At 71.4% G+C, this 24,074-nt stretch carries 20 protein-coding genes; 7 read left to right on the top strand and 13 right to left on the bottom strand.

Features of this window, described 5'->3' with window-relative positions:
• The first annotated feature begins 9 nt into the window (after positions 1-9).
• Complete coding sequence (gene galE, locus ACR9E9_RS07000) at positions 10-1,026, top strand: UDP-glucose 4-epimerase GalE (RefSeq protein WP_435203043.1); 1,017 nt, start codon at positions 10-12, stop codon at positions 1,024-1,026.
• A gap of 168 nt (positions 1,027-1,194) precedes the next feature.
• Here the strand turns inward: galE and ACR9E9_RS06995 are convergent, their stop codons facing one another.
• The 3 genes from ACR9E9_RS06995 to ACR9E9_RS06985 all read right to left on the bottom strand — a co-directional run bounded on the left by ACR9E9_RS06995 (position 1,195) and on the right by ACR9E9_RS06985 (position 4,979).
• Positions 1,195-2,403, bottom strand: a complete 1,209-nt coding sequence (locus ACR9E9_RS06995; RefSeq protein ID WP_435203041.1) for an IS110 family transposase — start codon at positions 2,401-2,403, stop codon at positions 1,195-1,197.
• 239 nt (positions 2,404-2,642) lie between these two features.
• Positions 2,643-3,893 (bottom strand): fatty acid desaturase family protein, encoded by a 1,251-nt coding sequence (locus ACR9E9_RS06990; RefSeq protein WP_435203039.1) that lies wholly within the window; start codon positions 3,891-3,893, stop codon positions 2,643-2,645.
• The gene (locus ACR9E9_RS06985) at positions 3,894-4,979 is read right to left on the bottom strand and encodes a ferredoxin reductase (protein ID WP_435203037.1); all 1,086 of its coding nucleotides are present in this window, start codon (positions 4,977-4,979) and stop codon (positions 3,894-3,896) included.
• 138 nt (positions 4,980-5,117) lie between these two features.
• Here ACR9E9_RS06985 and ACR9E9_RS06980 point away from each other — a divergent pair, with 138 nt between their 5' ends.
• Positions 5,118-6,350, top strand: coding sequence for a PucR family transcriptional regulator (locus ACR9E9_RS06980; RefSeq protein WP_435203035.1), 1,233 nt, complete (start codon positions 5,118-5,120; stop codon positions 6,348-6,350).
• Between the two features lie 16 nt (positions 6,351-6,366).
• Here ACR9E9_RS06980 and ACR9E9_RS06975 read toward each other — a convergent pair whose 3' ends face one another.
• Positions 6,367-7,002, bottom strand: coding sequence for an alpha/beta hydrolase family protein (locus tag ACR9E9_RS06975; protein WP_435203033.1), 636 nt, complete (start codon positions 7,000-7,002; stop codon positions 6,367-6,369).
• The gene (locus ACR9E9_RS06970; protein ID WP_435203031.1) at positions 6,999-7,829 is read right to left on the bottom strand and encodes an SOS response-associated peptidase; all 831 of its coding nucleotides are present in this window, start codon (positions 7,827-7,829) and stop codon (positions 6,999-7,001) included. Before ACR9E9_RS06970 ends, ACR9E9_RS06975 begins: the two co-directional genes overlap by 4 nt.
• Before the next feature lie 107 nt (positions 7,830-7,936).
• Here ACR9E9_RS06970 and ACR9E9_RS06965 point away from each other — a divergent pair, with 107 nt between their 5' ends.
• The 5 genes from ACR9E9_RS06965 (at position 7,937) to ACR9E9_RS06945 (ending at position 13,302) form a co-directional block, all read left to right on the top strand.
• Entirely contained in the window at positions 7,937-8,452 is a 516-nt protein-coding gene (locus ACR9E9_RS06965) for a DoxX family protein (RefSeq protein ID WP_435203029.1), read from the top strand.
• A 5-nt stretch (positions 8,453-8,457) separates the two neighbouring features.
• Positions 8,458-9,762, top strand: a complete 1,305-nt coding sequence (gene aroA / locus ACR9E9_RS06960; protein WP_435203027.1) for a 3-phosphoshikimate 1-carboxyvinyltransferase — start codon at positions 8,458-8,460, stop codon at positions 9,760-9,762.
• Complete coding sequence (gene rsgA / locus ACR9E9_RS06955; protein WP_435203025.1) at positions 9,762-10,913, top strand: ribosome small subunit-dependent GTPase A; 1,152 nt, start codon at positions 9,762-9,764, stop codon at positions 10,911-10,913. Before aroA ends, rsgA begins: the two co-directional genes overlap by 1 nt.
• Positions 10,914-10,935: 22 nt before the next feature.
• The gene (gene hisN, locus ACR9E9_RS06950) at positions 10,936-11,733 is read left to right on the top strand and encodes a histidinol-phosphatase (protein ID WP_435203023.1); all 798 of its coding nucleotides are present in this window, start codon (positions 10,936-10,938) and stop codon (positions 11,731-11,733) included.
• Positions 11,734-11,922: 189 nt separating this feature from the next.
• Entirely contained in the window at positions 11,923-13,302 is a 1,380-nt protein-coding gene (locus ACR9E9_RS06945; protein ID WP_435203021.1) for a glutamate decarboxylase, read from the top strand.
• 40 nt (positions 13,303-13,342) lie between these two features.
• Here ACR9E9_RS06945 and ACR9E9_RS06940 read toward each other — a convergent pair whose 3' ends face one another.
• The 8 genes from ACR9E9_RS06940 to ACR9E9_RS06905 all read right to left on the bottom strand — a co-directional run bounded on the left by ACR9E9_RS06940 (position 13,343) and on the right by ACR9E9_RS06905 (position 24,039).
• Entirely contained in the window at positions 13,343-14,701 is a 1,359-nt protein-coding gene (locus tag ACR9E9_RS06940; RefSeq protein ID WP_435203019.1) for a M16 family metallopeptidase, read from the bottom strand.
• Positions 14,698-15,993 carry a M16 family metallopeptidase gene (locus tag ACR9E9_RS06935; protein WP_435203017.1) on the bottom strand — a complete coding sequence of 432 codons (1,296 nt, stop codon included), beginning with the start codon at positions 15,991-15,993 and terminating at the stop codon, positions 14,698-14,700. Before ACR9E9_RS06935 ends, ACR9E9_RS06940 begins: the two co-directional genes overlap by 4 nt.
• A 9-nt stretch (positions 15,994-16,002) precedes the next feature.
• Positions 16,003-17,373: an NAD(P)/FAD-dependent oxidoreductase gene (locus tag ACR9E9_RS06930; RefSeq protein WP_435203015.1), complete on the bottom strand. Its 1,371-nt coding sequence runs from the start codon at positions 17,371-17,373 to the stop codon at positions 16,003-16,005.
• An 89-nt stretch (positions 17,374-17,462) separates the two neighbouring features.
• Positions 17,463-18,224, bottom strand: a complete 762-nt coding sequence (locus ACR9E9_RS06925) for a DUF2182 domain-containing protein (protein WP_435203013.1) — start codon at positions 18,222-18,224, stop codon at positions 17,463-17,465.
• Between the two features lie 6 nt (positions 18,225-18,230).
• On the bottom strand, positions 18,231-18,827 hold the full coding sequence (locus ACR9E9_RS06920; protein ID WP_435203011.1) for a DUF1326 domain-containing protein: 597 nt from the start codon (positions 18,825-18,827) through the stop codon (positions 18,231-18,233).
• 100 nt (positions 18,828-18,927) lie between these two features.
• The gene (locus ACR9E9_RS06915) at positions 18,928-20,349 is read right to left on the bottom strand and encodes an FAD-binding oxidoreductase (RefSeq protein ID WP_435203009.1); all 1,422 of its coding nucleotides are present in this window, start codon (positions 20,347-20,349) and stop codon (positions 18,928-18,930) included.
• A gap of 104 nt (positions 20,350-20,453) precedes the next feature.
• Positions 20,454-23,528, bottom strand: a complete 3,075-nt coding sequence (locus ACR9E9_RS06910; RefSeq protein WP_435203007.1) for an ATP-binding protein — start codon at positions 23,526-23,528, stop codon at positions 20,454-20,456.
• A 46-nt stretch (positions 23,529-23,574) separates the two neighbouring features.
• Positions 23,575-24,039: a DUF7144 family membrane protein gene (locus tag ACR9E9_RS06905; protein ID WP_435203005.1), complete on the bottom strand. Its 465-nt coding sequence runs from the start codon at positions 24,037-24,039 to the stop codon at positions 23,575-23,577.
• Between the last annotated feature and the right edge of the window lie 35 nt (positions 24,040-24,074).

Genomic DNA, 24,074 nt, shown 5'->3' with positions numbered 1-24,074 from the left:
GCTGACGCCATGCGCGTCCTCGTCACCGGCGGAGCCGGCTACATCGGTTCCCACACCGTCGTCCAGCTCATCGCCGCCGGCCACGAGGTCGTCATCGTCGACAGCTTCGTCAACGCCAGCCCGAGTGTCCTCCCGCGCCTGGAGGACCTCGCCGGGACGAGCATCGAGACGCACTCCTTCGATGTGCGCGACGTGGACAAGACCTCGGCGCTCTTCGCCGAGGGGCGCTTCGACGCGGTGATCCACTTCGCCGGGCTCAAGGCCGTCGGTGAGTCGAGCGAGATCCCGCTGGAGTACTACGACAACAACCTCGGCACGACGTTCTCGCTGCTGCGCGCCATGCAGCGACACGAGGTCGGCACGCTCGTCTTCTCCTCCTCGGCCACCGTCTACGGCGAGACCACGACCGTGCCGATGCACGAGGACCTGCCGACGTCGGCGACCAACCCCTACGGGTGGACCAAGGTCATGCAGGAGCAGATCCTCAGCGACGCGGCCCGGGCCGGCGGCCCGCAGATCGCTCTGCTGCGCTACTTCAACCCCGTCGGGGCCCACGTGTCCGGGACCATCGGCGAGGACCCGCAGGGCACTCCGAACAACCTCATGCCCTTCATCGCCCAGGTGGCCGTCGGGCGGAGGGCGCGGCTGCAGGTCTTCGGTGACGACTACCCGACCCCGGACGGGACCGCCCTTCGCGACTACATCCACGTCGAGGACCTCGCGGCGGGCCACGTCGCGGCGCTGGAGCACCTCGGCGCCCACCCGGAGATCGACGTGCGGGCGTGGAACCTCGGCACGGGGCAGGGCAGCTCGGTGCTGGAGATGGTGCGCGCCTTCGAGGCGGCGAGCGGACGACCGGTCCCCCACGACGTCGCGCCGCGGCGCCGGGGCGACCTGGCCGTGTGCTACGCCGACCCCACGCGCGCCGAGAGCGAGCTCGGCTGGCGCGCACAGCACACCATCGAGCGGATGTGTGCCGACACGTGGCGGTGGCAGGCCGCCAACCCCCAGGGCTACAACGCGTGACCCCCTTCGCATCTGCCTAGGCAGATGCGAGGGGGTGTGAAACGGGTGCGCATCTGCCTAGGCAAATGCGAGGGGGTGCGAAGCGGGCGCACATCTGCCTAGGCAGATGCGGCTCCGGGCCGGCACGTGCCTAGGCAGATGCGAAGGGGGGTGTCCCTATGGGTTTCGTCAAGCAGCGGTTGCTGGGCGGGGTTGGTAGGGAGTGCCGTCTCGGAGCATGGCGTAGATGACGTCGCAGCGGCGTCTGGCGAGGCAGATCAGGGCGGCGTTGTGTTTCTTGCCTTGGGCTCTCTTGCGGTCGTAGTAGGTGCGTGAGGTCGGGTCGTGAAGGGCGGCGAACGCGGCGAGGAACATGGCGCGTTTGAGGTTCTTGTTGCCGCTGCGTGAGGGGTGTTCCCCGCGGATGGAGGAGCCTGACCTGCGGGTGACGGGTGCCAGTCCGGCGTAGGCGGCCAGGTGTCCGGGCGTGGGGAAGGTCGAGCCGTCGCCGACCTCGAGCAGGATGCGTGCTGCGGTCCTGACCCCGATGCCGGGCATGGAGGTCAGGACCGCGGCAAGAGGGTGGGCATCGAGCATCTCCTCGACCTGCGCAGCGGCCTGCTTGCGCTGGTCCAGCAGCGAGGCGAGTTGCTCGGCCAGCTGCGGCAGGACCATTTCGGCGGCTGTGGTGCCGGGTACGGTCACGTTCTGCTCATCGAGCGCGCTCATGATCGCCTCGACGATCGCTTGGTGGGAGCGCGGCGCTCGGGGGCGCACGACGGCGGCAACGCGACGCTTGCCGGCCTGGCGTAGTCCGGTTGGTCCACCGAAGCGGTGGAGCAGTTCCAGGATGGCCTTGTGGTGCAGCCTCGCGCCGATAGCCCGTTCGAGGGCGGGGTGGATCTGGGTCAGGAGCCCGTGGATGCGGTTGGTCACGCGGGTGACCTCGGCGGCCAGGTCGTCGTCGAAGCCGACGATGACTTCCAGATCGGCCAGGGCCTCCTCGCCGGTATCGACTCGTCGCAGGGCGTGTGGCAGGGTCCGAGCGGCTTCGGCGATGACGTACGCGTCGCGGGCGTCGGTCTTGGCATGGCCCGGGTGCAGGTCCGCGATCCGGCGCATCGCCAACCCCGGTAGGTAGGCCACCTCGACGCCCACCGAGCGGGCGACCGCGACGGGTAGGGCACCGATCGAGGCGGGCTGGTCCACGACCACCAGAACCGGTCCGTGGGCGGCCAACTGCTCGAACAACGATCGCAGTGCGTGCTCGTCCTGGGGCAGTGGCTTGTCGTGCAGCCGCGTGCCTTCGTGGTCGAGGGCGCTGGCGTGGTGTTCGCCCTTGCCGACGTCCAACCCCACGAATACCGCGTACCCGCGCTTTGATGATGGCTCTTCCATGATGGGCCTCCTTGCCCTGCAGCGAACCTGAACTGCCGGTCGCGGTCAGGCGTCAGCAGCCGGCAGCCACGTTACGAAGAGACCACCCGTGCGGGGGCCGTGTCCCTATCAGCGGTCACACCGACGCCACCAGGCCCGGTGACAACACCCCCCGGATCATCGAAACGACAGGGGCAGTCAGTCATGCCGAGCCCAGCGACCAACATCCCCATCATCGGGGACACGAAGAAGGTAACGGGTCAGCGGTTGTAGGCGTACCGCGTGGCGCGGGCACGGGCCTTCAGGCCCTTCATCCCCTTTGTGCGCAGGATCCCGATGGTCTGGCGCAGCGAGGTGTCGTTGGGCAGGGACAGCCGGATGATCTCGCTCCAGGCGGAGCCCACCTGGCGCGGGAGCGAGCCGGTGACGTACTCGAGGCCGTACTTGTCGAAGAGCGCCTTGATCTGCGGGGCGACCTGCGGGTAGCGGCGGCTGGGCATGTCCGGGAAGAGGTGGTGCTCGATCTGGTAGCTCAGGTGGCCGGTCGCGACGTGCATCGCCGTCGACCCGGTGATGTTCGCCGAGCCGAGCATCTGGCGCAGGTACCACTCGCCGCGGGTCTCCCCGTCGATCGAGGTCCGGGTGAAGGTCTTGATCCCGGCCGGGAAGTGACCGCACATGATCACCGAGTGCGTCCAGTAGTTGCGCACGATGTTGGAGACGAAGTTGGCGGTGAGGGTCGGCAGGAAGTTCGGCCCGGAGAGCAGCGGGAAGAGGACGTAGTCCTTGCCGGCCTGACGCTTGATCTTGTTGACGACCTTCTTCGCCTCGGCCGTCCACTCCGGGTTGTCCTTGCGCGTCTTCCAGTTCGCCCCGAGCTCGAGGTCGTAGGCGGCGATGCCGTACTCGAAGAAGGTCGCGTTGACGAAGTTGACCAGGGGCTGCACGAGGTAGCCCGGGTACCACTTCTGGGCGTCGTCGACGCGCATGATGCCGTAACCGAGGTCGTTGTCGTAGCCGACGACGTTGGTGTAGGTGTGGTGCACCTTGTTGTGGCTGTTCTTCCAGTGCTCCGCGGGGGTCGCGTTGTCCCACTCCCACGTCGAGGAATGGATCTTCGGGTCACGCATCCAGTCCCACTGGCCGTGGATGATGTTGTGCCCGACCTCCATGTTGTCGAAGATCTTCGACGCGCTCAGCGCGGCGGTCCCCGCCATCCAGGCCCACTTGTTGCCCGAGAAGAGCAGGGCCGCGCGCCCCCCGATCTCGAGGTAGCGCTGGGCGGCGACCATCCGGCGAATGTACTGGGCGTCCTCCTCCCCCAGCGAGCCCATCACCGAGGCGCGGATCTCGTCGAGCTCGCGGCCGAGCTCCTCGATCTGCTCCGGGGTCAGGTGCTCGATGGGGCTGGGGTCCATCGTGACGTTGGTGTGGATCACCTCGGACGTACCGCCGGTGATCCGGGCGTCGGCGCGGTGGGTGGTCGGGGTGCGCTGGAGTGTCGCAGTCATCTACTTCTCCTGGGTGTCGATCGTGCAGGCGCCGGCGACGGCCGAGATGCAAGTCTGCACCTTCACGGCCGGATCGTCGGGTGTGGTCATCGTGAGGTTGCCGTTGCGCAGGTCGCGCACGGCACCGTCGGTCATGGGCAGGACGCAGCTGAAGCAGATGCCCATCCGGCACCCGCTGGGCATGAGGAGGCCGGCGTCCTCGGCCGCGTCGAGGATCGTGGTGCCACCATCGATGTCGATGGCCGCCTCCTCCGCACCGACACGAAGGGTGGCGATGCCCCCTTCGCCCGCCTCGATGATCGTGGGACGGAAACGCTCCACGTGGAGCAGCTCCGTGCGGCCGGCGGCCTCGTAGTGCGCCTCGAAGGCGTCGAGCATCGGCGTCGGCCCGCAGATCCAGGTCTCGCGCTGGCGCCAGTCCGGGACGATCTCGTCGAGCTGGTCGGGGGTGAACATGCCCTCCTCGTCGGTGTGGCGCACGATGGCGCGCACACCCGTGGGGGCATCGGCGAGCTCACGGGCGAAGATCACGTCGTCGGCGGTCGGCGCGGAGTGCGCGTGCACGACGTCCAGCCCGTCGAAGTCGTGGTTGCGCAGCATCCCCATGACGGGCGTGATGCCCGATCCGCCGGTGAGGAAGAGAACCTTGGCCGGGACCGACTGCGGCAGCATGAAGTCCCCGGTCGCCTGGTCCAGCTGGACGATCGTGCCCGGTCGGGCGTGGTGGACGAGGTGCCGCGAGACGAGTCCGTCGGGCATCGCCTTGACGGTGATCGAGATCAGGCCGTTGCGGTTGCTCGTGTCGGAGGTCAGGGAGTAGGCCCGCCAGTGGCGCACACCGTCGACGTCGACGCCCAGGCGGATGTACTGGCCGGGCGCGTGGCCCTCCCAGTCCTTGCCCGGTCGGATGCTGATGGTGGCTGCGTCGCGCGTCTCCGGGGTGACCGCGACGATGCGCCCGCGCAGGTCGGCGCCGGAGCGAAGGGGGGCGAAGAGGTCGAGGTAGTCCTCGGGGATGACCGGCGTCGCGAGGCCACGCGCGAAGCGCGCTGCGGTGTCGCGGGCTCGAAGAAGTGGTGTGGTCATGTCTCCATCCTCCCGCCTCAACTCCTGTCACGTGCTGTCCTGCGTGGGTAGGCTTCGGAGTACGCATTTGTTCACTCGAGACAAACACGTCGCATCTGCCTAGGCAGATGCGACACCGGGACGACGAAGGGGGCACCGATGGCCGAGCAACCATCCCGGCCGAGCGAGGGGCGCACCGCGCAGCGGGCCAGGGAGCTCGCCCTCGACGAGGCCACGGTGGCCACCCTTCGCTCGGACCTGCCGCGGGTGGCCCGGCTCGTCGTCGCCGAGGTCATGCGCGAGGTGCCGGCCTACGACGTGCCCTTCCAGGGACGGATGGGGCGGATCATCGAGAAGGCCGTGCAGGTCTCGCTCGAGAGCTTCGTCTCGCTCGCCGCACGACCCGCACCCCGGTCCGGCGCCAGGGTCGGGGTCGGGGTGACCGCCGCCCGCGACCTCGGGCAGGCCGAGGCGCGCAACGGCCGACCGGTCGAGGCGCTGCTCGCCGCGTACCGGGTCGGGGCCGGCGCCGCGTGGCGCGAGCTGTCCGTCGAGGCCGTCGAGGCCGGGGTGGACGCAGCAACCCTGGGCCGATTCGCCGAGCTCGTCTTCACCTACATCGACGAGCTGTCGGCGGCCTCCGTCGCCGGGCACAACAGAGAGACCTCGAGCGCCGAGCGCGCCCGCGTCGTCCACCTCGACCGGCTGACCCGCGGGCTGCTCACCGGGGTCGCGGAGAGCGAGCTCGATGCCGCCGCGGCAGCGGCCTCGTGGGTGCCGCCGCGCACCCTCACCGCGGTGCTCGTGCCCGCCACCCGCCTGCAGCACACCGCCGCCGTCCTCGACCCGCGCGCCCTGACCCTCGGTGAGGAGCTGCCCCACGGGGACCACCCCGCTCCGCCGGCCGCCCACGCCGTCCTCCTCGTGCCTGATGCCGGTGGCCCGGCGCGGGCGCACCTGCGCGAGGTGCTCGGCGGGCGTCCCGCGGTCATCGGACCGGCCCGGCCGTGGGCGCTCGCCAGCGAGTCCTACGCGCGGGCGGTGCGCTCGGTGCCGCTGGCCGACGACGACACGCCGCTCGACACCGATGAGGTCCTGCCCGAGCTCGTCCTGACCGCCGACCCGACGGCCCTGGCCGACCTGCGGGAGGCCGCTCTGGCCCCCTTCGCCGAGGTGGCGGACGGGACGGCGGACCGGCTGGCCGAGACCCTGCGCGCCTGGCTGCTGCTGCAGGGGCGGCGCGAGCTCGTCGCCGAGGCGCTGCACGTGCACCCGCAGACCGTGCGCTACCGGATGAACCAGGTGCGCGACCTCTACGGCGACCGGCTCACCGACCCCGACGAGGTCCTCGCGCTCGTCCTCGCACTCGGCCGCAGCCAGCCGGGCGGGTGAGCCCCGAGGCCCCCGGTCACCACGGCGTCGCGGCGCCGGCCCCCCACCCCGACCAGCGCCGGGTCACCAGATCCGCCACGGCTGCCCCACCGGTGAAGGAGTGGGTGCCGGGCGCCTCGTCGACGAGCACCGCGGCGCCCGCGAGCGCGTCGCGCACCGCGTCCGGACCACCGAAGGGGTCCTTCGCCCCCTGGACCACGTGCACCGCCAGCCCGGCCTCGAGGGGCATGAGCAGCTCACCGATCCGCGACTTCTCGGGCCCCTTGCCCGGCGGCACCAGCGGGAAGGACAGGCACAGCACCCCGTCCGCACCGAGCTCGCCCGCCATCCGGCAGGCCACCCGCGCCCCCGCGCTGCGGCCACCCATGACCAGTCGGCCCGGCAGCCGGTCACGCACCGCAGGCACGATCTCGCGCCACGCCGCGTCGAGCTTCGGCGGCATCGGCGCGAGCTTCTTGCCCGCCACCCGCCACGGCATCTCGACGAGCGCGACCGTCCACCCGGCCTCGGGCAGCGCCCGCGCGATCGCCGCCAGGTCCGCGGCCCCGATCCCGCCGCCCGCCCCGTGGGTGAGCAGCATCGACCCGAGCGGGTCCTCGGCGGCGCTGACGTGCACCCGAGCCGGACCCGTGGCGGTCCCGACCTCGATCACGAGCCCACCACCTCACCCGTCTCCGGGTCGACGACACCGACCAGGTCCTCCGCCGGCAGGGGCGTCAACAGCTCCGGACCGTTGTTGCGGGTGGCATTGACCGCCGTCGAGATCGGGTGCGCCGCAAAGCGTCCCGGCTGCTCGAAGGCGAGCAGGTCGGTGATGCCCTGCGGGTCGGTGAGGTCCGGGTCGAGCCAGCGGGCGTGGTCGCCGCGCTCGAGGACCAGCGGTTGGCGGTCGTGGATGCGGTCCAGGCCCGGCTCCGCGGTGGTCGTGACGATCGTGAAGGTCACGAGCCAGGCACCGGGGTCCTCCTCGGGCAGCGCCCGGTCGCGCCAGAACTCGTAGAGCCCGGCGAAGGCGAGCAGGTCCCCGTCGCCGCGGTGGATGAAGAAGGGCTGCTTGCGTGGCTTGCCCTTGCTGTCGGTCGCCACCGGTGAGGCCTGCCACTCGTACCAGCCCGCGGCCGGGACGAGGCAGCGTCGCACGGCCGCCGCCCTGGCGAAGGAGGACTTGTCGAGGAGCGTCTCGGCGCGGGCATTGGTCATCCGCGGGCCCACCTTGGTGTCCCTGGCCCACGAGGGCACGAGACCCCACGAGAGCAGCCGCAGCTGCCGAAGGGGGTCCCCCGGCTCCTCCTTCGGCGCCCGGGTGAGGACCACGGGCGCCTGCTTGGTCGGGGCCATGTTGTGGTCCGGTGCACCGGGGGCCGGGTCCTGCGGGGACTTCAGCAGGGAGCGCGTGCGCTCGCCCGTGCGGTCCGCATCGATCTCGAACTCCTCGATGAGGTCATCCGGGTTGGCCGTCGCCGCGTATCGTCCGCACACCCTCAAAGCGTAGGCCCACGGCAAACCCGACTACGGTGGTCAGGAGCACCACCGGTCCCTCGGGAGCCGCCCCGGGACCGTCCCGCGACGACAAGGAGCCACCACCCATGATCGTTCGTCGAATCGCCCGCCCGATGCTGTCCAGCATCTTCATCTTCGGCGGGGTCAACGCCCTTCGCTACGCCGCAGCCCACAAGCCGGCCGCGGACCCCATCACCCAGAAGCTGGCCGCCCCCCTCGGGCTGCCCGAGGACACCGAGCTGCTCGTGCGCATCAACGGCGCGGCCATGGTCGGCGGCGGCGCCCTGCTCGCCACCGGCAGGTTCCCCCGCCTCGCCTCGACCCTGCTGGCCGCCTCGCTCGTCCCGACGACCGCGACCCACCAGTTCTGGAACGAGACCGACCCGGAGGCCAAGCAGAACCAGCAGATCCAGTTCTTCAAGAACGTCTCCGTCTTCGGCGGGCTCCTGCTCGCGGCCGTCGACACCGAGGGCAAGCCGGGCCTGACCTACCGCGCGAAGCTCGCCGGCGACAGCGTCAGCCGCTCCGCCTCCTCCGTGCGCCGGACCGCTCGTCGTGAGGCCAAGCTGGCAGCCCTCCAGGCGAAGAACGCGGTGCACTGAACCGCATGACCACCCCCGATTGGCATCCCCCGGCAGCGTCCGGACCGCTCGATGCGACCGTGACGCTGCCGGGGAGCAAGTCCCTGACGAACCGCTTCCTCGTCCTCGCCGCGCTGGCGAGCGAGACCTCCCGGCTGCGCCGCCCCCTTCGCTCCCGGGACACCGAGCTGATGGCCCGGGCGCTGCGCGGCCTCGGCGCCGGCATCGACGACGCCACCTCCTCGGCCAACGCCCTGGCCGACCCCGACTGGATCATCACCCCCGCCACCCTCCGCGGCGGCGGTGACATCGACTGCGGGCTCGCCGGGACCGTGATGCGCTTCCTGCCGCCCGTGGCGGCGCTGTGCGACGGTCCGGTGCGCTTCGACGGGGACGAGCGCTCCCGGGTGCGGCCGATGGCCGCGATCCTCCAGGCGCTGCGGGACCTCGGGGTGAGCATCGAGGACGAAGGGCGGGGCACCCTCCCCTTCGTCGTGCAGGGGGCGGGGTCCGTGCGCGGCGGCACCGTCGTGCTCGACGCCTCCGCCTCCTCCCAGTTCGTCTCCGCGCTCCTGCTCGCCGCGCCGCGCTCCGAGGAGGGGATCACGGTCGTCCACGACGGCGAGCCGCTGCCCTCCCTGCCGCACATCGAGATGACCGTCGAGGCGCTGCGCGATGCCGGCGCCGAGGTCGACGACTCCGAGCCCAACACGTGGCGGGTCGAGCCCGGCGAGCTGCTGCCGCTCGACGTCACCGTGGAGCCCGACCTGTCCAATGCCGCGCCCTTCCTCGCCGCCGCGGCCGTGACCAACGGCACGGTGCGCGTGCCCGACTGGCCGCAGCACACCACCCAGGCGGGTGATCGCATCCGCGACATCCTCGACCAGATGGGCGCCGACGTCACCCTCGACGGGCAGGCACTCACGGTCAGCGGTGACGGCCCGCCGAGCGGGATCGACATCGACCTGCACGACGCCGCCGAGCTGACCCCCGTCGTCGCGGCGCTGGCCGCGTGCGCCGAGGGACCCTCGATCATCCGCGGTGTCGCGCACATCCGCGGCCACGAGACCGACCGGATCACGGCGCTCTCGCGGGAGCTGACCGCCTTCGGCGTGGCGGTGACCGAGCGTGAGGACGGCCTGCGGATCGACCCGGCGCCGCTGCGCCCGGCGACCTTCCACACCTACTCCGACCACCGCATGGTCATGGCCGGAGCACTCCTCTCGCTCGTCGCGCCCGGGTCCATCATCGAGGACCCCGGGACCGTCGCGAAGACGCTGCCGGGCTTCCTGGGGCTCTGGGAGTCCATGCTCGGGACCACGGCCGGCTGATGGTCCGGTCCGCGCGCAGCTGGGACGAGTCCGACGTCCGCGTGCGCCCCAATCGCCGCGGCACCCGACCGCGGACGAAGGAACGTCCCAAGCACGAGGACGCGATCATCGGGCGCGTCACCGCCGTCGACCGCGGTCGCTGGACGACGCTCGTGCCCGGTGCGCACGGGGAGCCCGAGCGGGTCGTCGTCGCGATGCGTGCCCGCGAGCTCGGGCGGTCGCCGATCGTCGTCGGTGACCGCGTGGGGATGGTCGGTGACGTCTCGGGAGGGCCGGACTCGCTGGCCCGGATCGTGCGCATCGAGGAGCGGGTCACGGTGCTGCGGCGCACCGCCGATGACACCGACCCCTTCGAGCGCGTCATCGTCGCCAACGCCGACCAGCTCGTCGTCGTCGCGGCGCTGGCCGACCCGGAGCCACGCCCGCGGCTCATCGACCGGTGCCTCGTCGCGGCCTACGACGCGGGGATGGACCCGCTCATCGTCCTCACCAAGGCGGACCTGGCGTCGTCCGAGGACTTCCTCGCGCACTACGCGCCGCTCGACGTGCCGCACGTCGTCACCTCCGTGCTCGCCGACGGCCGGCCGGCGCTGGCCGAGCTGCGGGCCCGGTTGGTGGGCCGCGTCTCCGTGCTCGTGGGTCACTCCGGCGTCGGCAAGTCGACCTTGGTCAACGCCCTCGTGCCGGAGGCGCACCGGGCGACCGGGCACGTCAACGACGTCACCGGTCGCGGACGGCACACCTCGACCAGCGCCCTGGGGATGCGGTTGCCGCCCTTCGAGGGGCCCGCCGGCGACGAACCACCCCCCGAACCGCATCTGCCTAGGCAGATGCGAAGTGGGCCGGGCGAGGAGGCGCATCTGCCTAGGCAGATGCGAGATGAGGGCGACCCGGACGCCGTCGGGTGGATCATCGACACCCCGGGCATCCGCTCCTTCGGTCTCGCGCACGTCGTGGCGGACACGATCATCGGCCACTTCCCCGAGCTCGCCGAGGGCGCCGAAGCCGGCTGTCCCCGTGGCTGCACCCACGACGAGCCGGACTGCGCGCTCGACGACTGGGTGGAGGCCGGTCACGCGGGCCACGGCGGCGAGCTGCGGCTGGACTCCCTTCGTCGGCTGCTGCGGGCGCGCTCCGGCGAGGACGCCTGACCCACTCCGGTACGTTGACGGGATGGCCGAGAGTTCCCCGTACGCCGACGACCTGCGCCTGGCCCACGTCCTCGCGGACCGGGTCGAGCAGATCACCATGGCCCGCTTCCGCGCGGATGACCTCGTCGTCGAGTCCAAGCCCGACCTGACCCCGGTCAGCGACGCCGACCGGGCGTGCGAGGAGGCCATCCGCTCCCAGCTCGCCCGCTCGCGGGGGCGCGACGCGATCGTCGGTGAGGAGTTCGGCACCACCGGCAACAGCCAGCGACGCTGGATCATCGACCCCATCGACGGCACGAAGAACTACGTGCGCGGCGTCCCCGTCTGGGCCACGCTCATCGGCCTCGTCGACGGCGAGGACTGCGTCATGGGCCTCGTCGCCGCGCCCGCGCTCGGGCGTCGCTGGTGGGCCGCCAAGGGTGCCGGCGCGTGGACCGGTCGCTCGCTCTCGCAGGCCCGCCAGGTCCGCGTATCGCAGGTCTCGCGGCTCCAGGACGCCTCGCTGTCGTACAGCTCGCTCGAGGGCTGGCGCGAGGGCGGCCGCGGGCGCGCCTTCCTCAACCTCACCTCGGACCTGTGGCGCACCCGGGCCTACGGGGACTTCTGGTCCTACATGCTCGTCGCCGAGGGCGCGGTCGACATCGCCGCCGAGCCCGAGCTCGAGCTCTACGACATGGCCGCGCTCGTCGCGATCGTCGAGGAGGCCGGTGGCCGGTTCACCTCGCTCGAGGGTCAGCGGGGCCCCTGGGGCGGCAACGCGGTCGCGAGCAACGCACTGCTCCACGACGAGGTCCTCGCGCGCTTGTCCCCCGGCGCCTGAGGCATCCCCGGCCCGAGCAGGGTCCGCACGGTGCTCGGCGCCGGCCGGCTGCTCACCCGGATCGGGTGATGTCACCGCCTCTCTGCGGTGACACGCTCGGCCTACCCCGGTTCGGTCGAGCACGAGGACTGACACCCGGGTGCGCTGGGCGTGTCGACGTCGGCGTCGCTGAGTGGACAGGTGAACCCCATGGACGAGCACATCCGGTCAACAGACGCCGACTCCGCCCTGTTCGGCAATCGCTTCGCCACCCGGGAGGTCCCCAGCCGGGAGTTTCCCACGGCCGGCATGTCCGCCCAGGACGCGATGCGCCTGGTCAGCGAGGATCTCGCGCTGGAGGGTGACCCCGCCCGGAACCTCGCCACCTTCGTGACGACGTGGATGGAACCGGAGGCACAACGGCTCATCGCCACCAACCTCCACCGCAATTTCATCGACCACGCCGAGTATCCGCGGACCGCCGAGATCGAGCAACGATGCATCCGCATGCTCGCCGACCTGTTCCACGCGCCGGGTCCGACCACCGGAGCCCGTACCCAGGGGTCCTCCGAGGCCATCATGCTCGGGGCCTTGTCCCTGAAGTGGAACTGGCGAACACGCCGCGGCCTGGACGAGGGCTCGACGCAGGTCCCGAACCTCGTGTTCGGGGGTGACGTCCATGTCGTGTGGGAGAAGTTCTGCCGCTACTTCGACGTCGAGCCACGCATCGTCCCGCTCCAGCCCGGGAAGTACACCATCGGGCCGGAGGACGTGGAGCCGCACCTCGACGAGAACACCATCGGTGTCGCCGCCGTGCTGGGGACGACGTTCACCGGGCACAAGGACGACATCGTCGGCATCAACGATCTGCTGGTCAGGGTCAGGTCCGAGCGCGGCCTCGACATCCCGTTGCACGTCGACGCGGCCAGCGGCGGCTTCGTCTGGCCCTTCCTCTACCCCGACTCGGCCTGGGACTTCCGACTGGAACAGGTCCGGTCGATCAACGTCTCCGGCCACAAGTTCGGGTTGGTCTACCCGGGCATCGGGTGGTTGATCTTCCGCGAACGGGCCGACCTGGCCACGGACCTGGTCTTCACCGAGAACTACCTCGGCAAGACCGACGAGACGTTCACCCTGAACTTCTCCACCGGATCGGCCATGTTGCTGGCCCAGTACTACAACCTGGTGCGCTACGGCCGCGACGGTTACCGCTACATCATGGAGAACATGCAGACCAACGCCCAGGCGCTGACCCAGCAGCTCAAGGCGATGGGTCGGTTCGAGATCATCGGTGAGGACCAGGAGCAGCTGCCGCTCGTCGCGTTCCGACTCATCGGCGACCACGGCTACGACGAGTTCGACATCGCCTGGCAGCTGTCCGCCGAGCGGGGCTGGATGGTCCCGGCCTACACGCTGCCGCCGGATGCGCAGGAGGTGACGATCATGCGGGCCCTCGTCAAGGAGACGATGAGTCGCGAGCACGTCGACACACTGGCCCGCGACATCGAGGAGGCGTGCAGCACGCTGAGCAAGAAGGGCGGTGCGCACGAGTCGGAGCGCCGGAAGATCGTGACCGGTCCGGGCCACTGAGACCGGCCGGCCCGACCGCGCCACGCGAAGGGGTCGGGCCTCAGTTCGGGACGACGCTCACGGGACCGAGCCCGAGTGCCGCGACCTCGTCCCGGTAGAGGCTCGCGTCCCCGACGACGACGATCGTCCACTCCGGCGTGACCCCCTGGCGCCAGGCGGCATCGAGGTCGGCCGGGGTCAACCGGCGCATGGCGGCGATGGTGTCGCTCGTGAAGGTCAGGGGCAGCTCGTCGCCGGCCAGCCCGGCGGTCTCGTCCGCGATCGCGTCTGCGGTGTCGTACCGGCCCGGAGCGGTCAACGTCATGAAGTCCACCCCCGCACGGGTCTCCTCCTCGCTGAAGCCCTCGGCCGCGCTCCCGAGGATCTCCCCGAGCAGCTGGAGCGACTCGACCGTCGAGTCGGCCCGCACTGACCCGGCCACGGTGAAGGCCGAGCCCACCTGACGCGGGCGGAAGCCGGAGCGGATGCCGTAGGTGTAGCCCTTCTCCTCGCGCAGCACCTGGTCGATCCGCGCGTTCGGCGCACCGCCCATGACGTAGGCGAGCACCGGGAAGGGAGCCCACCCGGACTCCACCCGCCGGTCCGGTCCGGGGCCCCCGATGAGGATCTCGGACTGCACGGAGCCCGGCCGGTCGACGAGGACGACGCGGGCGGCGTCAGCGGCCCGCGGCGCGGGAGCCCGGTCCACCGGCTGCGTGCGCCCGGACGTCGTCCAGCCGCCGAGCGTCGAGCTGAGCAGGGCCTCGACGTCGACACCGGTCAGGTCACCGGCCACGACGACGGTGGCGCCATCGGGGTGCACGTGCTGGGCGTGGAAGTCCACGACATCGGCTCGGGTGATCGCCGCGACCGACTGGGCGGTCCCGCCCCCGGCGCGCGCGGCGCGCACGGACGGGTCGTAGTACGTCGCCGCCCACTCCTTGAAGGCCCGTCGACCGGCCGATGCACGCTCCTGCTCGATCTCCGCCAGGCGGGTGCGCACGATCCGGGCGACCTCCGACTCCTCGAAGGTCGGCTCCGAGACGCACTCGGTGAGCAGCTCCAGCGCCTCGCCGAGGAAACGCTGGGGCACATCGAGGTCGAGGCCGAGCTGGGCCTCGCTCATCCCGGCGCCGAGGGCGATCCCCCGACGCTCGAGCAGCTCGGACAGCTCGCGCTGGGTGTGCGTACGGGTGCCCTCGTCGAGCAGGCGGGCCATGACCCAGGCAACCCCCTCCGTGGCCTCGGGCTCGAAGCGCAGGGCCGCGGGCACGGTCAGCCGCACCGAGATGACGTACTGGCCCGGCACGTCGTGGACGAGTGCCGCGATGCCATTGGGCAGGGTCAGCTCGCGCGGCTGCGGGAAGGACCACTCCTGCGGTGCGGCGACCTCGGGGCGCGGGACGATCGGGGTGCTCATGCGACCTCCTCCTGCTGCTCGGCTGCTCGGTAGACGACGGCGGCTCGACTCTGCGGCCGCAGCCACGCGTCCGCGGCCGCCTGCACGGCCTCCGGCGTGATCGCCGCCAGCCGCTCGAGGAAGGTGTTGACGTACCCCGGGTCGTCGTGGAGCGAGGTGTAGTGGCTGATGATGTCGGCGCGCTCGTCCTTGGCCGCGAGGGCGGACAGCCACCCCCGCTCGGCCTGGGCGCGCACGGCCTCCATCTGCTCGGGTGTCGGGCCCTCGTCGGCGAAGGCGGTCAGCTCGGCACAGACCTGCTCCTCGAGGTCATCGGTGTCGACGCCCTCGGCGACGTCGACGACGACGAGACCCAGCGAGACACCGTCGACGAAGCCCATCGCACCGACGTCGATGGCGTTGGCGCGCTGCTGCTCACGGACCAGGTGCTGCTCCAGGGGCGAGAAGCTCAGCCCACCGAGGCAGTCCAGGGCCATCGACGCGGCGAGGAACTCCTCGCCGGTGTCACCCCCTTCGGCCGGCAGACGGAAGGCGAGGTGGATGCGGTCGTTGGGCACCTCGTCGACGACCTCCTCGCGGACCGGCTCGGCGAGCGGCGGCAGCGCCGCCACGGGCGCGCGCCGCGGCTCGGCACGGTGGTCGATGTGGCCGAAGTAGCGCTCGACGAGCTCGAGGGCGCGCTCGGCGGTGACGTCCCCGACGATCGTCATGACGGTGTTGTCCGGGGCGTAGTGGCGCCGGAAGAAGTCGTGGACGTCCTGCACCGACGCGGCGTCGAGGTCCTCCATCGAGCCGATCGTCGGGTGGTGGTACGGATGGCCGACGGGGAAGAGCGTCGCGTAGATCGTCGTCATGGCCTGCCCGTACGGCTGGTTGTCGTACCGCTGGCGCTTCTCCTCCTTGACCACATCGCGCTGGTTGTCGAGGTTGTCCTGGTTGAGCGCCGCGAGGAGATTGGCGTGGCGGTCGGCCTCGAGCCACAGCGCCAGCTCGAGGGCCCCCGAGGGGATCGTCTCGAAGTAGGTGGTCCGGTCGAACCACGTCGTCGCGTTGAGACGCCCTCCGACGCCCATGAGGGCCTGGAAGTGCTCGCCGTTGGCGACGTGCTCGCTCCCCTGGAACATCAGGTGCTCGAAGAGGTGGGCGAAGCCGGTCCGTCCGCGCTCCTCGTGGCGCGAGCCGACGCCGACCCACAGGTTGACCGTGACGGTCGGCGTCGTGGAGTCGGGTTGGACGATGAGACGCAACCCGTTGGGCAGCGTGTGGTCCTCGAGGGTGAAGTCCAGCAGCATGCTCGAACCCTACGACGCGTCGCGCTGCTCCTCGTGACCGCGTCGGGGCAGCTCCGGGTAGGCGTCCGACCCGAGGTCGACCATGGCATTGCGCGCGAAGACCTGCTGCATGGTCGTCGCCCGCTCGTTCCGGTTGTCACCGACGAAGGTGATGATCCAGTTGAGCAGCGTCGAGATGCGGTTCTTGAAGCCGACCATGGCCATGAGGTGGACGGCCAACCAGGCGAGCCAGGCGATGAAGCCGGAGAAGTTCAGCTTGCCGATGCTCGCGACGGCCGAGTACTTCGAGATCGTCGCCATGGAGCCCTTGTCCTTGTAGGCGAAGGGGGCCTGCGGCGCCTTGCCGTGGAGGCGCCCGACGATCTCCTTGGCGGCGTACCGCCCGCCCTGGATCGCCAGCTGGGCCACGCCCGGGTAGCCCTTGAGGTTGATCATGTCGCCGATGAGGAAGACCTCGGGGTGCCCCTGGAGGGTGAGGTCCTCCTCGACGTGCACGCGCCCGGCGCGGTCGATCTCGGCGCCGGACTGCTCGGCGACCATCCGGCCGAGCGGGGAGGCGGCGACGCCGGCGGCCCAGACCTTGGTCATGGACTCGATGCGGCGCACGGTGCCGTCCTGGTCCTTGACCTCGATGCCGGCCGCGTCGACGTCGGTGACCATGGCGTCGAGCTGGACGTCGACACCGCGCTTCTCGAGGCTCGTGCGGGCCTTGCCGCTGAGCCGGTCACCGAAGGCCGGCAGGACCTTGGGTGCGCCGTCGAGCAGCACGACACGAGCGTCCTGCGGGTCGATGTGGCGGAACTCCTCCGCCAGCGTCCGGTGCGACAGCTCGGCGATCTGGCCGGCCATCTCGACTCCGGTCGGGCCGGCGCCGACGACGACGAAGGTCAGCAGCCGCTCCCTCTCCTGCGGGTCGAGCGTGGTCTCGGCCAGCTCGAAGGCGCCGAAGATGCGCCCGCGCAGCTCGAGGGCGTTGTCGATGTCCTTCATCCCCGGCGCGTACCGGGCGAAGTGGTCGTTGCCGAAGTACGACTGCCCGGCACCGGCCCCGATGATCAGGCTGTCGTAGGGGGTGACCGTCTCCTGGCTCAGCGAGCGGGAGGTCACGGTGCGCTCCGCGAGGTCGATGCCGTGCACGTCGCCGAGGATGACGCGCACGTTCTTGTCCTTGCCGAGGATCTCCCGGGTGGCGGGCGCGATGTCGCCCTCGGAGAGGATGCCCGTCGCCACCTGGTACAGCAGCGGCTGGAAGAGGTGGTGGCCCGTGCGGGAGACGAGGGTGACCTCGACGTCCTCGCCGCTGAGGGCCTTGGCGGCGAAGAGCCCGCCGAAGCCGGAACCGATGATGACGACACGGTGCTTGCCAGAGTTAGCGCTCACGTACCCATTGTGCCCAACACGACGCGAAGGGGGAAATCGGTCCTTCCCCTTCGCCTCCCGGTCTGGTATACCGCCGCTCGGCAGCCGGCTCAGGAGCCGAGGCCCACCAGGAGCGCGGCGCCCCACAGGGCCAGCCCGACCCCGAGGATTCGCGGGATCGCGGGGGTGGGGAGGAGCTTCTCGAGGAGCACCGCGGCGGCCAGGAGTGCGATCCACCACAGGTTCATCACGCCGAGGACGAAGAGGCTGACCATCAGGGCCCAGCAGCAGCCCACGCACAGCACGCCGTGGTGCACTCCCAGGGCGAGCGCGCCCTCCCGTCCGTCGCGCCAGTGGGTGAGCAGGAAGCCCAGCGGGCTGCGGCACTGCCGCAGGCAGGCCTGCTTCGGCCGGCTGAACTGGTAGGCGCCGGCTCCCACGAGCAGCGCACCACCGAGCCAGCGGCTCGTGGTCACCCCCATGCCGTCGACGAGCGCGGCCTCGTGCAGGGCCCACTGGAGCGCGGTCGCGGCCACGGCGAAGGCGCTCCAGACCATGAGGTAGCCGAGCACGAAGGAGCCGGTCGAGCCGTGCAGGCGGGTCCCGGGCCGGATCGTCCGGGCGTACGCGCTGATCATCGGCGCTGCGGACGGGAGCATCATCCCGGCCATCATCACCGACCACATCAGCCACATGAGCCCGATCTGCTGGCCCGTCCAGCGCGAGGCCGTCGGCATCGCGAAGGGCGAGTCCATGTCCCCCATCCGGGTGCTGAGGAACCCCAGGTAGGCCCACGACAGTGCGGTGATCCCGACCAGGGCGGCCGTGACCAGCCGCGCGGTGCGCACCGGCGGGTCGGCCAGCAGGCTCATCGCCGATCACCCGTTGTAGGCGAAGGGAGAGAAGAAGCCGTTGGTCTGCGACAGCTCCCACTCGTAGCCGTGGTCGGTGTGGCGCAGGTGCTCGGACCGTGCTGCGACGATGGTCTGGCCGGGGGCGACCGCCAAGGGGTGGTTGTCGATGGTGACCTGTGCTCCGCCCTGCCCCGCGAGCGCCGTGATCTGCACATCGGTGGTCTCCCCGACCCGCATGGCCCGGGAGGCGCCCTCGCCCTCGAAGGTGATCGGCGCGAGGGCGACCCCGAGGACCTCGCCGATGTGGCTGGCCAGGACCGCCGGGTGCCCGCCGGCGGCCCCGGAGAAGATCGCGCCGAGGGACTCCTGCTGCTCCGGGGCGGCGCGGTCGTCGAGATAGAGGGCCACGCGCCACATCGTCTGGGCCATGTGGCCGGGCGAGTGCACGGCCAGCGCGACGTTCAGTCCGTCCAGGCGCACGCCCTCGTGGACGCCCTCGTCGACGTGCCAGCCGACGATCGCGGTGCACTCCCCCGTCGTCGGTGCGCTGAGGAAGACGCACGGGCAGGCGGACTCGCAGTTGCAGGACTCGAAGTACTTGCCGGACAGGTTCCAGGTCATGACGTCCACCTCCACAGTTGTCGTGCAGTCGGCTGCACGATGGTTCGACCGTAGGAGCCGGGGCGTTCCGCGAGCGTTCGGCTCACGCCCCGGTGGCCGATCACTCCTGGGGCGGGATGTTCTGGTTGACGTGGAAGAGGTTCTCCGGGTCGTAGCGGCCCTTGATGGCCGCCAACCGCGGGTAGTTCGCGCCATAACTCGCCCTCACCCGGTCCTGCCCCTCGTCCATGAGGAAGTTGACGTAGGTACCGCTCGCCGCCGTCGGGTGCAGCTCCTGCCAGTAGTCCTTGGTCCACTGCGAGATGCGCGCGGCATTCGCGGGGTCCGGGTCGACGCCCACGATGACGGCCGCCCAGCCGCCCTCCCGGTGGCCGAAGGCCGTGTCCCCGCCGGGGACCCGGGCGGCGGCACCCCCGAGCGGGTACATGTGCATCGTGGAGTGACCGGTGGGCAGCTGTGCGCCGTACCTGCGGTGCACCTCGATGGCGGCGTCGCTGATCTCGGTGCAGAAGTCGGAGCGCCAGTACCACTGGAGTCCGGCCGGGTAGAGCGCGTCGAAGGCACCCTGCAGCGTGGTGAAGGGCATCTCGTGCATCCCGACCATGAGCGGCGCTCCGAAGTCGCGCACCGGGGCGGTGACCTCGTCCGCCCGCGCCAAGGGCCCCGTGTAGCACCAGACGATGCCGCACACCTTGCGTCCCCAGAGGTCCTCGGGGAAGGGCGCGACGGGGGGCACGGTCAGCAGGGCGATCCAGCCGTTGAGCTCCTCGGGCAGGCTCGGCAGCAGCTCTCGGTACCACTGCATCACCGCGCCGGCGTCGTCGAGGTCGTAGAGGACGGGCCCGCCGAAGATCCTCCCGTGGTCACCGATCGGGTGGCAGGCGAAGGTGAAGGAGGTGACCACCCCGAAGTTGCCGCCACCACCACGCAGGGCCCAGAACAGGTCCGGGTGCGAGGTGGCGTCGGCCCGCACGAGCGACCCGTCGGCCAGGACGACGTCCGCCGAGAGCAGGTTGTCGATGGTCAGCCCGAACCGGCGCGTGAGATAGCCGATGCCGCCGCCCAGGGTGAGCCCACCCACACCGGTGCTGGCCAGGAAGCCCGACGGGGTGGCCATCCCGAAGGCCACCGTCGCGTGGTCGACATCCCCCCACGTGCAGCCGCCGTCGACGCGCACCGTCCGGGCCTCGGGGTCGACGGTCGTGCTGTGCATGGGTCCGAGATCGAGGACGAGGGCGTCGTCCCAGACGCCGAGGCCGGCAGCGTTGTGTCCGCCACCGCGCACCGCCAGTGCCATCCGGTGGTCGCGCGCGAAGCGGACCCCGGCCACGACATCGGCGACGTCACGACATCGCAGCACCGCTGCGGGGTGGCGGTCGATCATCCCGTTGTAGACGGCACGGGCCCGGTCGAAGTCCTCGTACCCGGGCAGCACGAGGGCGCCCCGGACGATCGCTGCGAGGTCGTCGAACGGACGGGTGGGTGTCGGTGTCGGGTCCACGAGAGCAGTGGGGTGAGCCATGGCCGGAGTCCCTTCGGGTACGTCGGGACCGACCGTCGGTCCGGACGCACCCGACGCTAGGGACGGGTGCGTTCCGGAACCGTTCCGGAGCGCACGGCGAGCGGTCACGCCCGACCGCGCAGCTCGAGGTCGGCCCGGCACCGCTCCAGGAGCGTCGTGCTCGAGTGCGAGCGGGCGAGGGCCGCCGCCTCGTCGAGGTGCGGGTGGGGTCCCCCCGTCGGGTCGAGCGCGGCGCGTGCGCGCAGGACCTCGGGCAGCCACCACACGTCCTCGTGCTCGGCTGCCAGCGAGGCGGCGGCGTCCAGTGCGCCGATCTGCGCCGCGACGTCGCCCCGGTCGTGGTGCAGGTCGGCCAGCAGCGAGAGCCAGTACGGCATCCGGGCCAGCGACCCCTCGTGACCGAGCGCGTCGATCCCCCCTCGGACCTGCAGCAGGCCGGCCGGCCCCCCTTCGGCCCACCCGGTGAGGACCATCGCCCACTGGCGGTAGTAGGCGAAGTCGTAATGCGCGCACAGGTGCGTGAGCTCGGTCAGCAGGTCCGGGCGGGCGCGAAGGTCGCCGAGCAGCTGGTGCGTGAGCGCGGCGTACGACAGGGCCACGGTCAGCGAGTAGGGGTGGTCGATCCCTCGGGCGGCCCGGACCGCTTCGTCGCTGGCCGCCCGGGCCCCGGCCACGTCCCCGAGCAGCCAGCGGGCGTGCGCCCACCATGCGCGCGCGTGCACCTCGGTGCGTGTGCCGATCGGCATCGAGTCCGAGGACCCGGCCAGGTCGCAGGCGAGCCGGAAGTGCTCGTCGGCGAGCGGGAGCCGCCCGAGGCCCAGTCCGGATCCGGCGAGCGCCAGGTGGGCCTGCGCGGTGAGTTCCGGGCACTGCGCCGACAGGGTGAGCGCCTGCCGCCCCCAGGCGTGGGACTCCGCGGTGTGTCCCTGCACGAAGGTCGTGGCGAAGAGGGCGATCGCCGCGGTGCACCGCACGTCGGTGCGCCCCAGTCGTTCGCCGAGCACCTCGGCGCGGCGTTCGTAGCGCTCCAGCTCGATCGAGGCGTAACCGCGGTGGGCATTCAACGGCGGCAACAGCTCCTGGAGCACGTCGAGCTCGCGTCGGTCGCGCTCGCTGCTGGCGGCGCGCTCCCGCAGCAGCCCGAGGCAGCGTTGCCAGAAGCGCACGGCCTCACCGTGCGCGAACAGCGAGGTGGAGCGTCTGGCCGCGCGCTCGTAGAAGGGCAGGGCCCGCTCGAGCTGCCCGCCCCGGTCGTACTGGTCCGCGAGCTGGGCGGCCACCTCGTCCAGACGGTCCGGCCACACCAGCTGGAGGGCCTGCGCCAGGCGGCGGTGGAGCAGCCACCGCCGGGGCGGGCTGATCATCCGGTAGGCCGCCTCGCGGAGGAGGTCGTGGGCGAAGTCGTAGCCGCGCCCGCGCTCCTCGAGGATGCGCCGGCGCCACAGGTCGTCCACCTGGCGCACGACGACGTCCTCACCGAGGTCGGAGGCCTCGATGAGCAGGTCGAGCGTGAAGTCGCGGCCGACGCAGGCAGCCAGTGTCACCACCTCGTGGGCCGGCTCGGACAGCCGGGAGAGCCGGTGGTCCAGCACCCCGCGGACGTCGGCAGGCACCACGGGTCCGGGGGTCGCCCCGGACCCACGCAGCACCTCCAGCAGGAACAGGGGGTTGCCCGAGGTCGTGGACATGAGCAGGGCGAGTTCCTCCTCGTCCACCTCCCGACCCAGGGTGGTCTCCGCCAGGAGGGCCGCCGACGCTGTCGACAGGTTGCCCAGTCGCAGGACCTCGGCGTGGCCGGCGCTGCGCATCCCGTCCAACCAGCCGTCCGGGTCGTGGGCAGCGACCTCCTCCTCCCGCGCCGTGGCGACCACGTACAGGGGCGCCGAGCCGTGCGCGGAGACCAGCAGCGTCAGCCAGGCCATCGTGGCCCGGTCGCACCACTGCAGGTCGTCGACGGTGAGCAGCACCGGCTGGTCCACCGCCAGGAAGGCCCGCACCAGGCCCTCGAAGAACCGCGACCGCTGCCAGGCATCCACCTTCGCCCGGGCACCGCTGCCGGGACCGGCGCCACCGTCGCCGTCGGGGACCAGCCGACTCACCTCGGCCCGCCAGACCGGGTCCAGCCGCATCGTCGCCATCTTCAGCGGTGGGCTGTGCAACCAGTCCGCGACTGGCGCGAGCGGCACGCCACGGCTCGCCGCGAAGCAGCGCGTCGAGACGACCAGGCCCCCCTGCCTGCGCACGGCGCTGGCCATCTCCGCGACGAGCCGGGTCTTCCCGACGCCGGCCTCGCCGAGCACGACCACCAGCCGGCAGCCGGACCTGGCGCGCCCCCAGCCGGACAGCAGGCGCGTGCGCTCGCTCTCGCGCCCGACGAGGCCCGAGACCACCGATGACGAAGGGGGGCCCGCCGGCTCGATCTCCGCGTCACCCGGGGTCGGCGCGAGATCGGACAGCACGGCGGTCAGCTCTGCCCGCAGCTGCGGCGACGGCTCGACCCCCAGCTCGCTCTCCAGCACCGAGGCGCACCGGTGGTAGGTACGCATGGCGCCGGAGCGGTCGCCGGCGGCGCGTTGGGCCTGCATCAGCGTCAGGTACCCCTGCTCCTCCCACGGCTCCAGGACCACGCGTCGGCGGGCGAAGGTCGTGGCGGCCACGGGGTCGTCGCAGGAGAGCCAGTAGGACGCGACGTGGTCGCACAGGTCCACGCAGGTCCGCCTCAGGTCCTCGCGCACGCTCAGGGACCAGTCGTCGTCGCACCCGGGCAGGAAGGGACCTCGGTAGAGGTCGAGCGCGCGGCCGCTGTTCCGGTGTACGGATGCCCGGTCCCCGTCGGCCAGGGCCGTGGTGGTCGCTGCGCTGGCGTCGAGGAAGTCGTGCACGTCGACGACGCAGTCCGGGCCGCGGCGCCAGCACAGCGCGCTCCCGTCCGCCTCCAGGCACGGGCTGTCGCCGACCAGGGTGCGCAGGTGGTGCAGCTCGCGGCGCAGGTTGGTCCGCGCCTGCTGTCCCTGCGAGTCGGGCCACAACAGCGCCGCGAGGTGGGCGCGTGGCTGGGGGATCCCCGGATGGCTCACGAGGTAGGCCAGGAGGGACAGGGCCCGCGGGGACGTGCGGGAGCGTCCGGGGGTCGAGACCTCGACCCCACCGAGCAGGTCGACGCGCAGCGGTTCGGCCATGGTGGCCACCTGACAAGGGGTGGTGGTGGCCCCTTGCCCCTCGACGCTACACCGGCGAGCGCGTGCTGTGGTCGCTCAGGGAGTCGCGACCGTGCGTGGTCAGGGCCCAGATGATCGCGACATCCAGCGCGATGATCACGATCCCCCACAGGGGGTAGTAGGGAAGCCACATGAACGCCGATATCGCGCTGAGACCGGCGAGGACCACCCCGACGACGCGCGCCGCGACGTTCCCGGTGAAGATGCCGATCCCCGACAGCAGCAGCACCGCGCCGAGAACGAGGTGGATCCAACCCCAGGTCGTCACGTCGAACTGGAAGACCCATTCCTGCGTCACCACGAAGAGGTCGTCACTGGCGATCGCCGCGATGCCCGCGATCATCTGGAAGATCCCCACGAGGACGAGGATCGACCCTGCGAAAAAGGTCCATCCGATGGCCCAGCCACTGGGCTCGCGTTCGGCCACCCGAGCGGAGCGGCCCTGTCGTGTCACATCACCTGCGTCGTTCATCTCTACCCTCCGTCGCCATGGTCACCCCGAGCGAA

The sequence above is a fragment of the Janibacter sp. GS2 genome, assembly GCF_051200835.1.
Taxonomy (GTDB): Bacteria; Actinomycetota; Actinomycetes; order Actinomycetales; family Dermatophilaceae; genus Janibacter.
This window is presented reverse-complemented; position numbering and strand designations above follow the sequence as displayed.

Coding starts and splice junctions, on each gene's coding strand:
- galE (WP_435203043.1), top strand. CDS start 10: ATGCGCGTCCTCGTCACCGGCGGAGCCGGCTACATCGGTTCCCACACC.
- ACR9E9_RS06995 (WP_435203041.1), bottom strand. CDS start 2,403: ATGGAAGAGCCATCATCAAAGCGCGGGTACGCGGTATTCGTGGGGTTG.
- ACR9E9_RS06990 (WP_435203039.1), bottom strand. CDS start 3,893: ATGACTGCGACACTCCAGCGCACCCCGACCACCCACCGCGCCGACGCC.
- ACR9E9_RS06985 (WP_435203037.1), bottom strand. CDS start 4,979: ATGACCACACCACTTCTTCGAGCCCGCGACACCGCAGCGCGCTTCGCG.
- ACR9E9_RS06980 (WP_435203035.1), top strand. CDS start 5,118: ATGGCCGAGCAACCATCCCGGCCGAGCGAGGGGCGCACCGCGCAGCGG.
- ACR9E9_RS06965 (WP_435203029.1), top strand. CDS start 7,937: ATGATCGTTCGTCGAATCGCCCGCCCGATGCTGTCCAGCATCTTCATC.
- aroA (WP_435203027.1), top strand. CDS start 8,458: ATGACCACCCCCGATTGGCATCCCCCGGCAGCGTCCGGACCGCTCGAT.
- rsgA (WP_435203025.1), top strand. CDS start 9,762: ATGGTCCGGTCCGCGCGCAGCTGGGACGAGTCCGACGTCCGCGTGCGC.
- hisN (WP_435203023.1), top strand. CDS start 10,936: ATGGCCGAGAGTTCCCCGTACGCCGACGACCTGCGCCTGGCCCACGTC.
- ACR9E9_RS06945 (WP_435203021.1), top strand. CDS start 11,923: ATGGACGAGCACATCCGGTCAACAGACGCCGACTCCGCCCTGTTCGGC.
- ACR9E9_RS06940 (WP_435203019.1), bottom strand. CDS start 14,701: ATGAGCACCCCGATCGTCCCGCGCCCCGAGGTCGCCGCACCGCAGGAG.
- ACR9E9_RS06935 (WP_435203017.1), bottom strand. CDS start 15,993: ATGCTGCTGGACTTCACCCTCGAGGACCACACGCTGCCCAACGGGTTG.
- ACR9E9_RS06925 (WP_435203013.1), bottom strand. CDS start 18,224: ATGAGCCTGCTGGCCGACCCGCCGGTGCGCACCGCGCGGCTGGTCACG.
- ACR9E9_RS06920 (WP_435203011.1), bottom strand. CDS start 18,827: ATGACCTGGAACCTGTCCGGCAAGTACTTCGAGTCCTGCAACTGCGAG.
- ACR9E9_RS06915 (WP_435203009.1), bottom strand. CDS start 20,349: ATGGCTCACCCCACTGCTCTCGTGGACCCGACACCGACACCCACCCGT.
- ACR9E9_RS06910 (WP_435203007.1), bottom strand. CDS start 23,528: ATGGCCGAACCGCTGCGCGTCGACCTGCTCGGTGGGGTCGAGGTCTCG.
- ACR9E9_RS06905 (WP_435203005.1), bottom strand. CDS start 24,039: ATGAACGACGCAGGTGATGTGACACGACAGGGCCGCTCCGCTCGGGTG.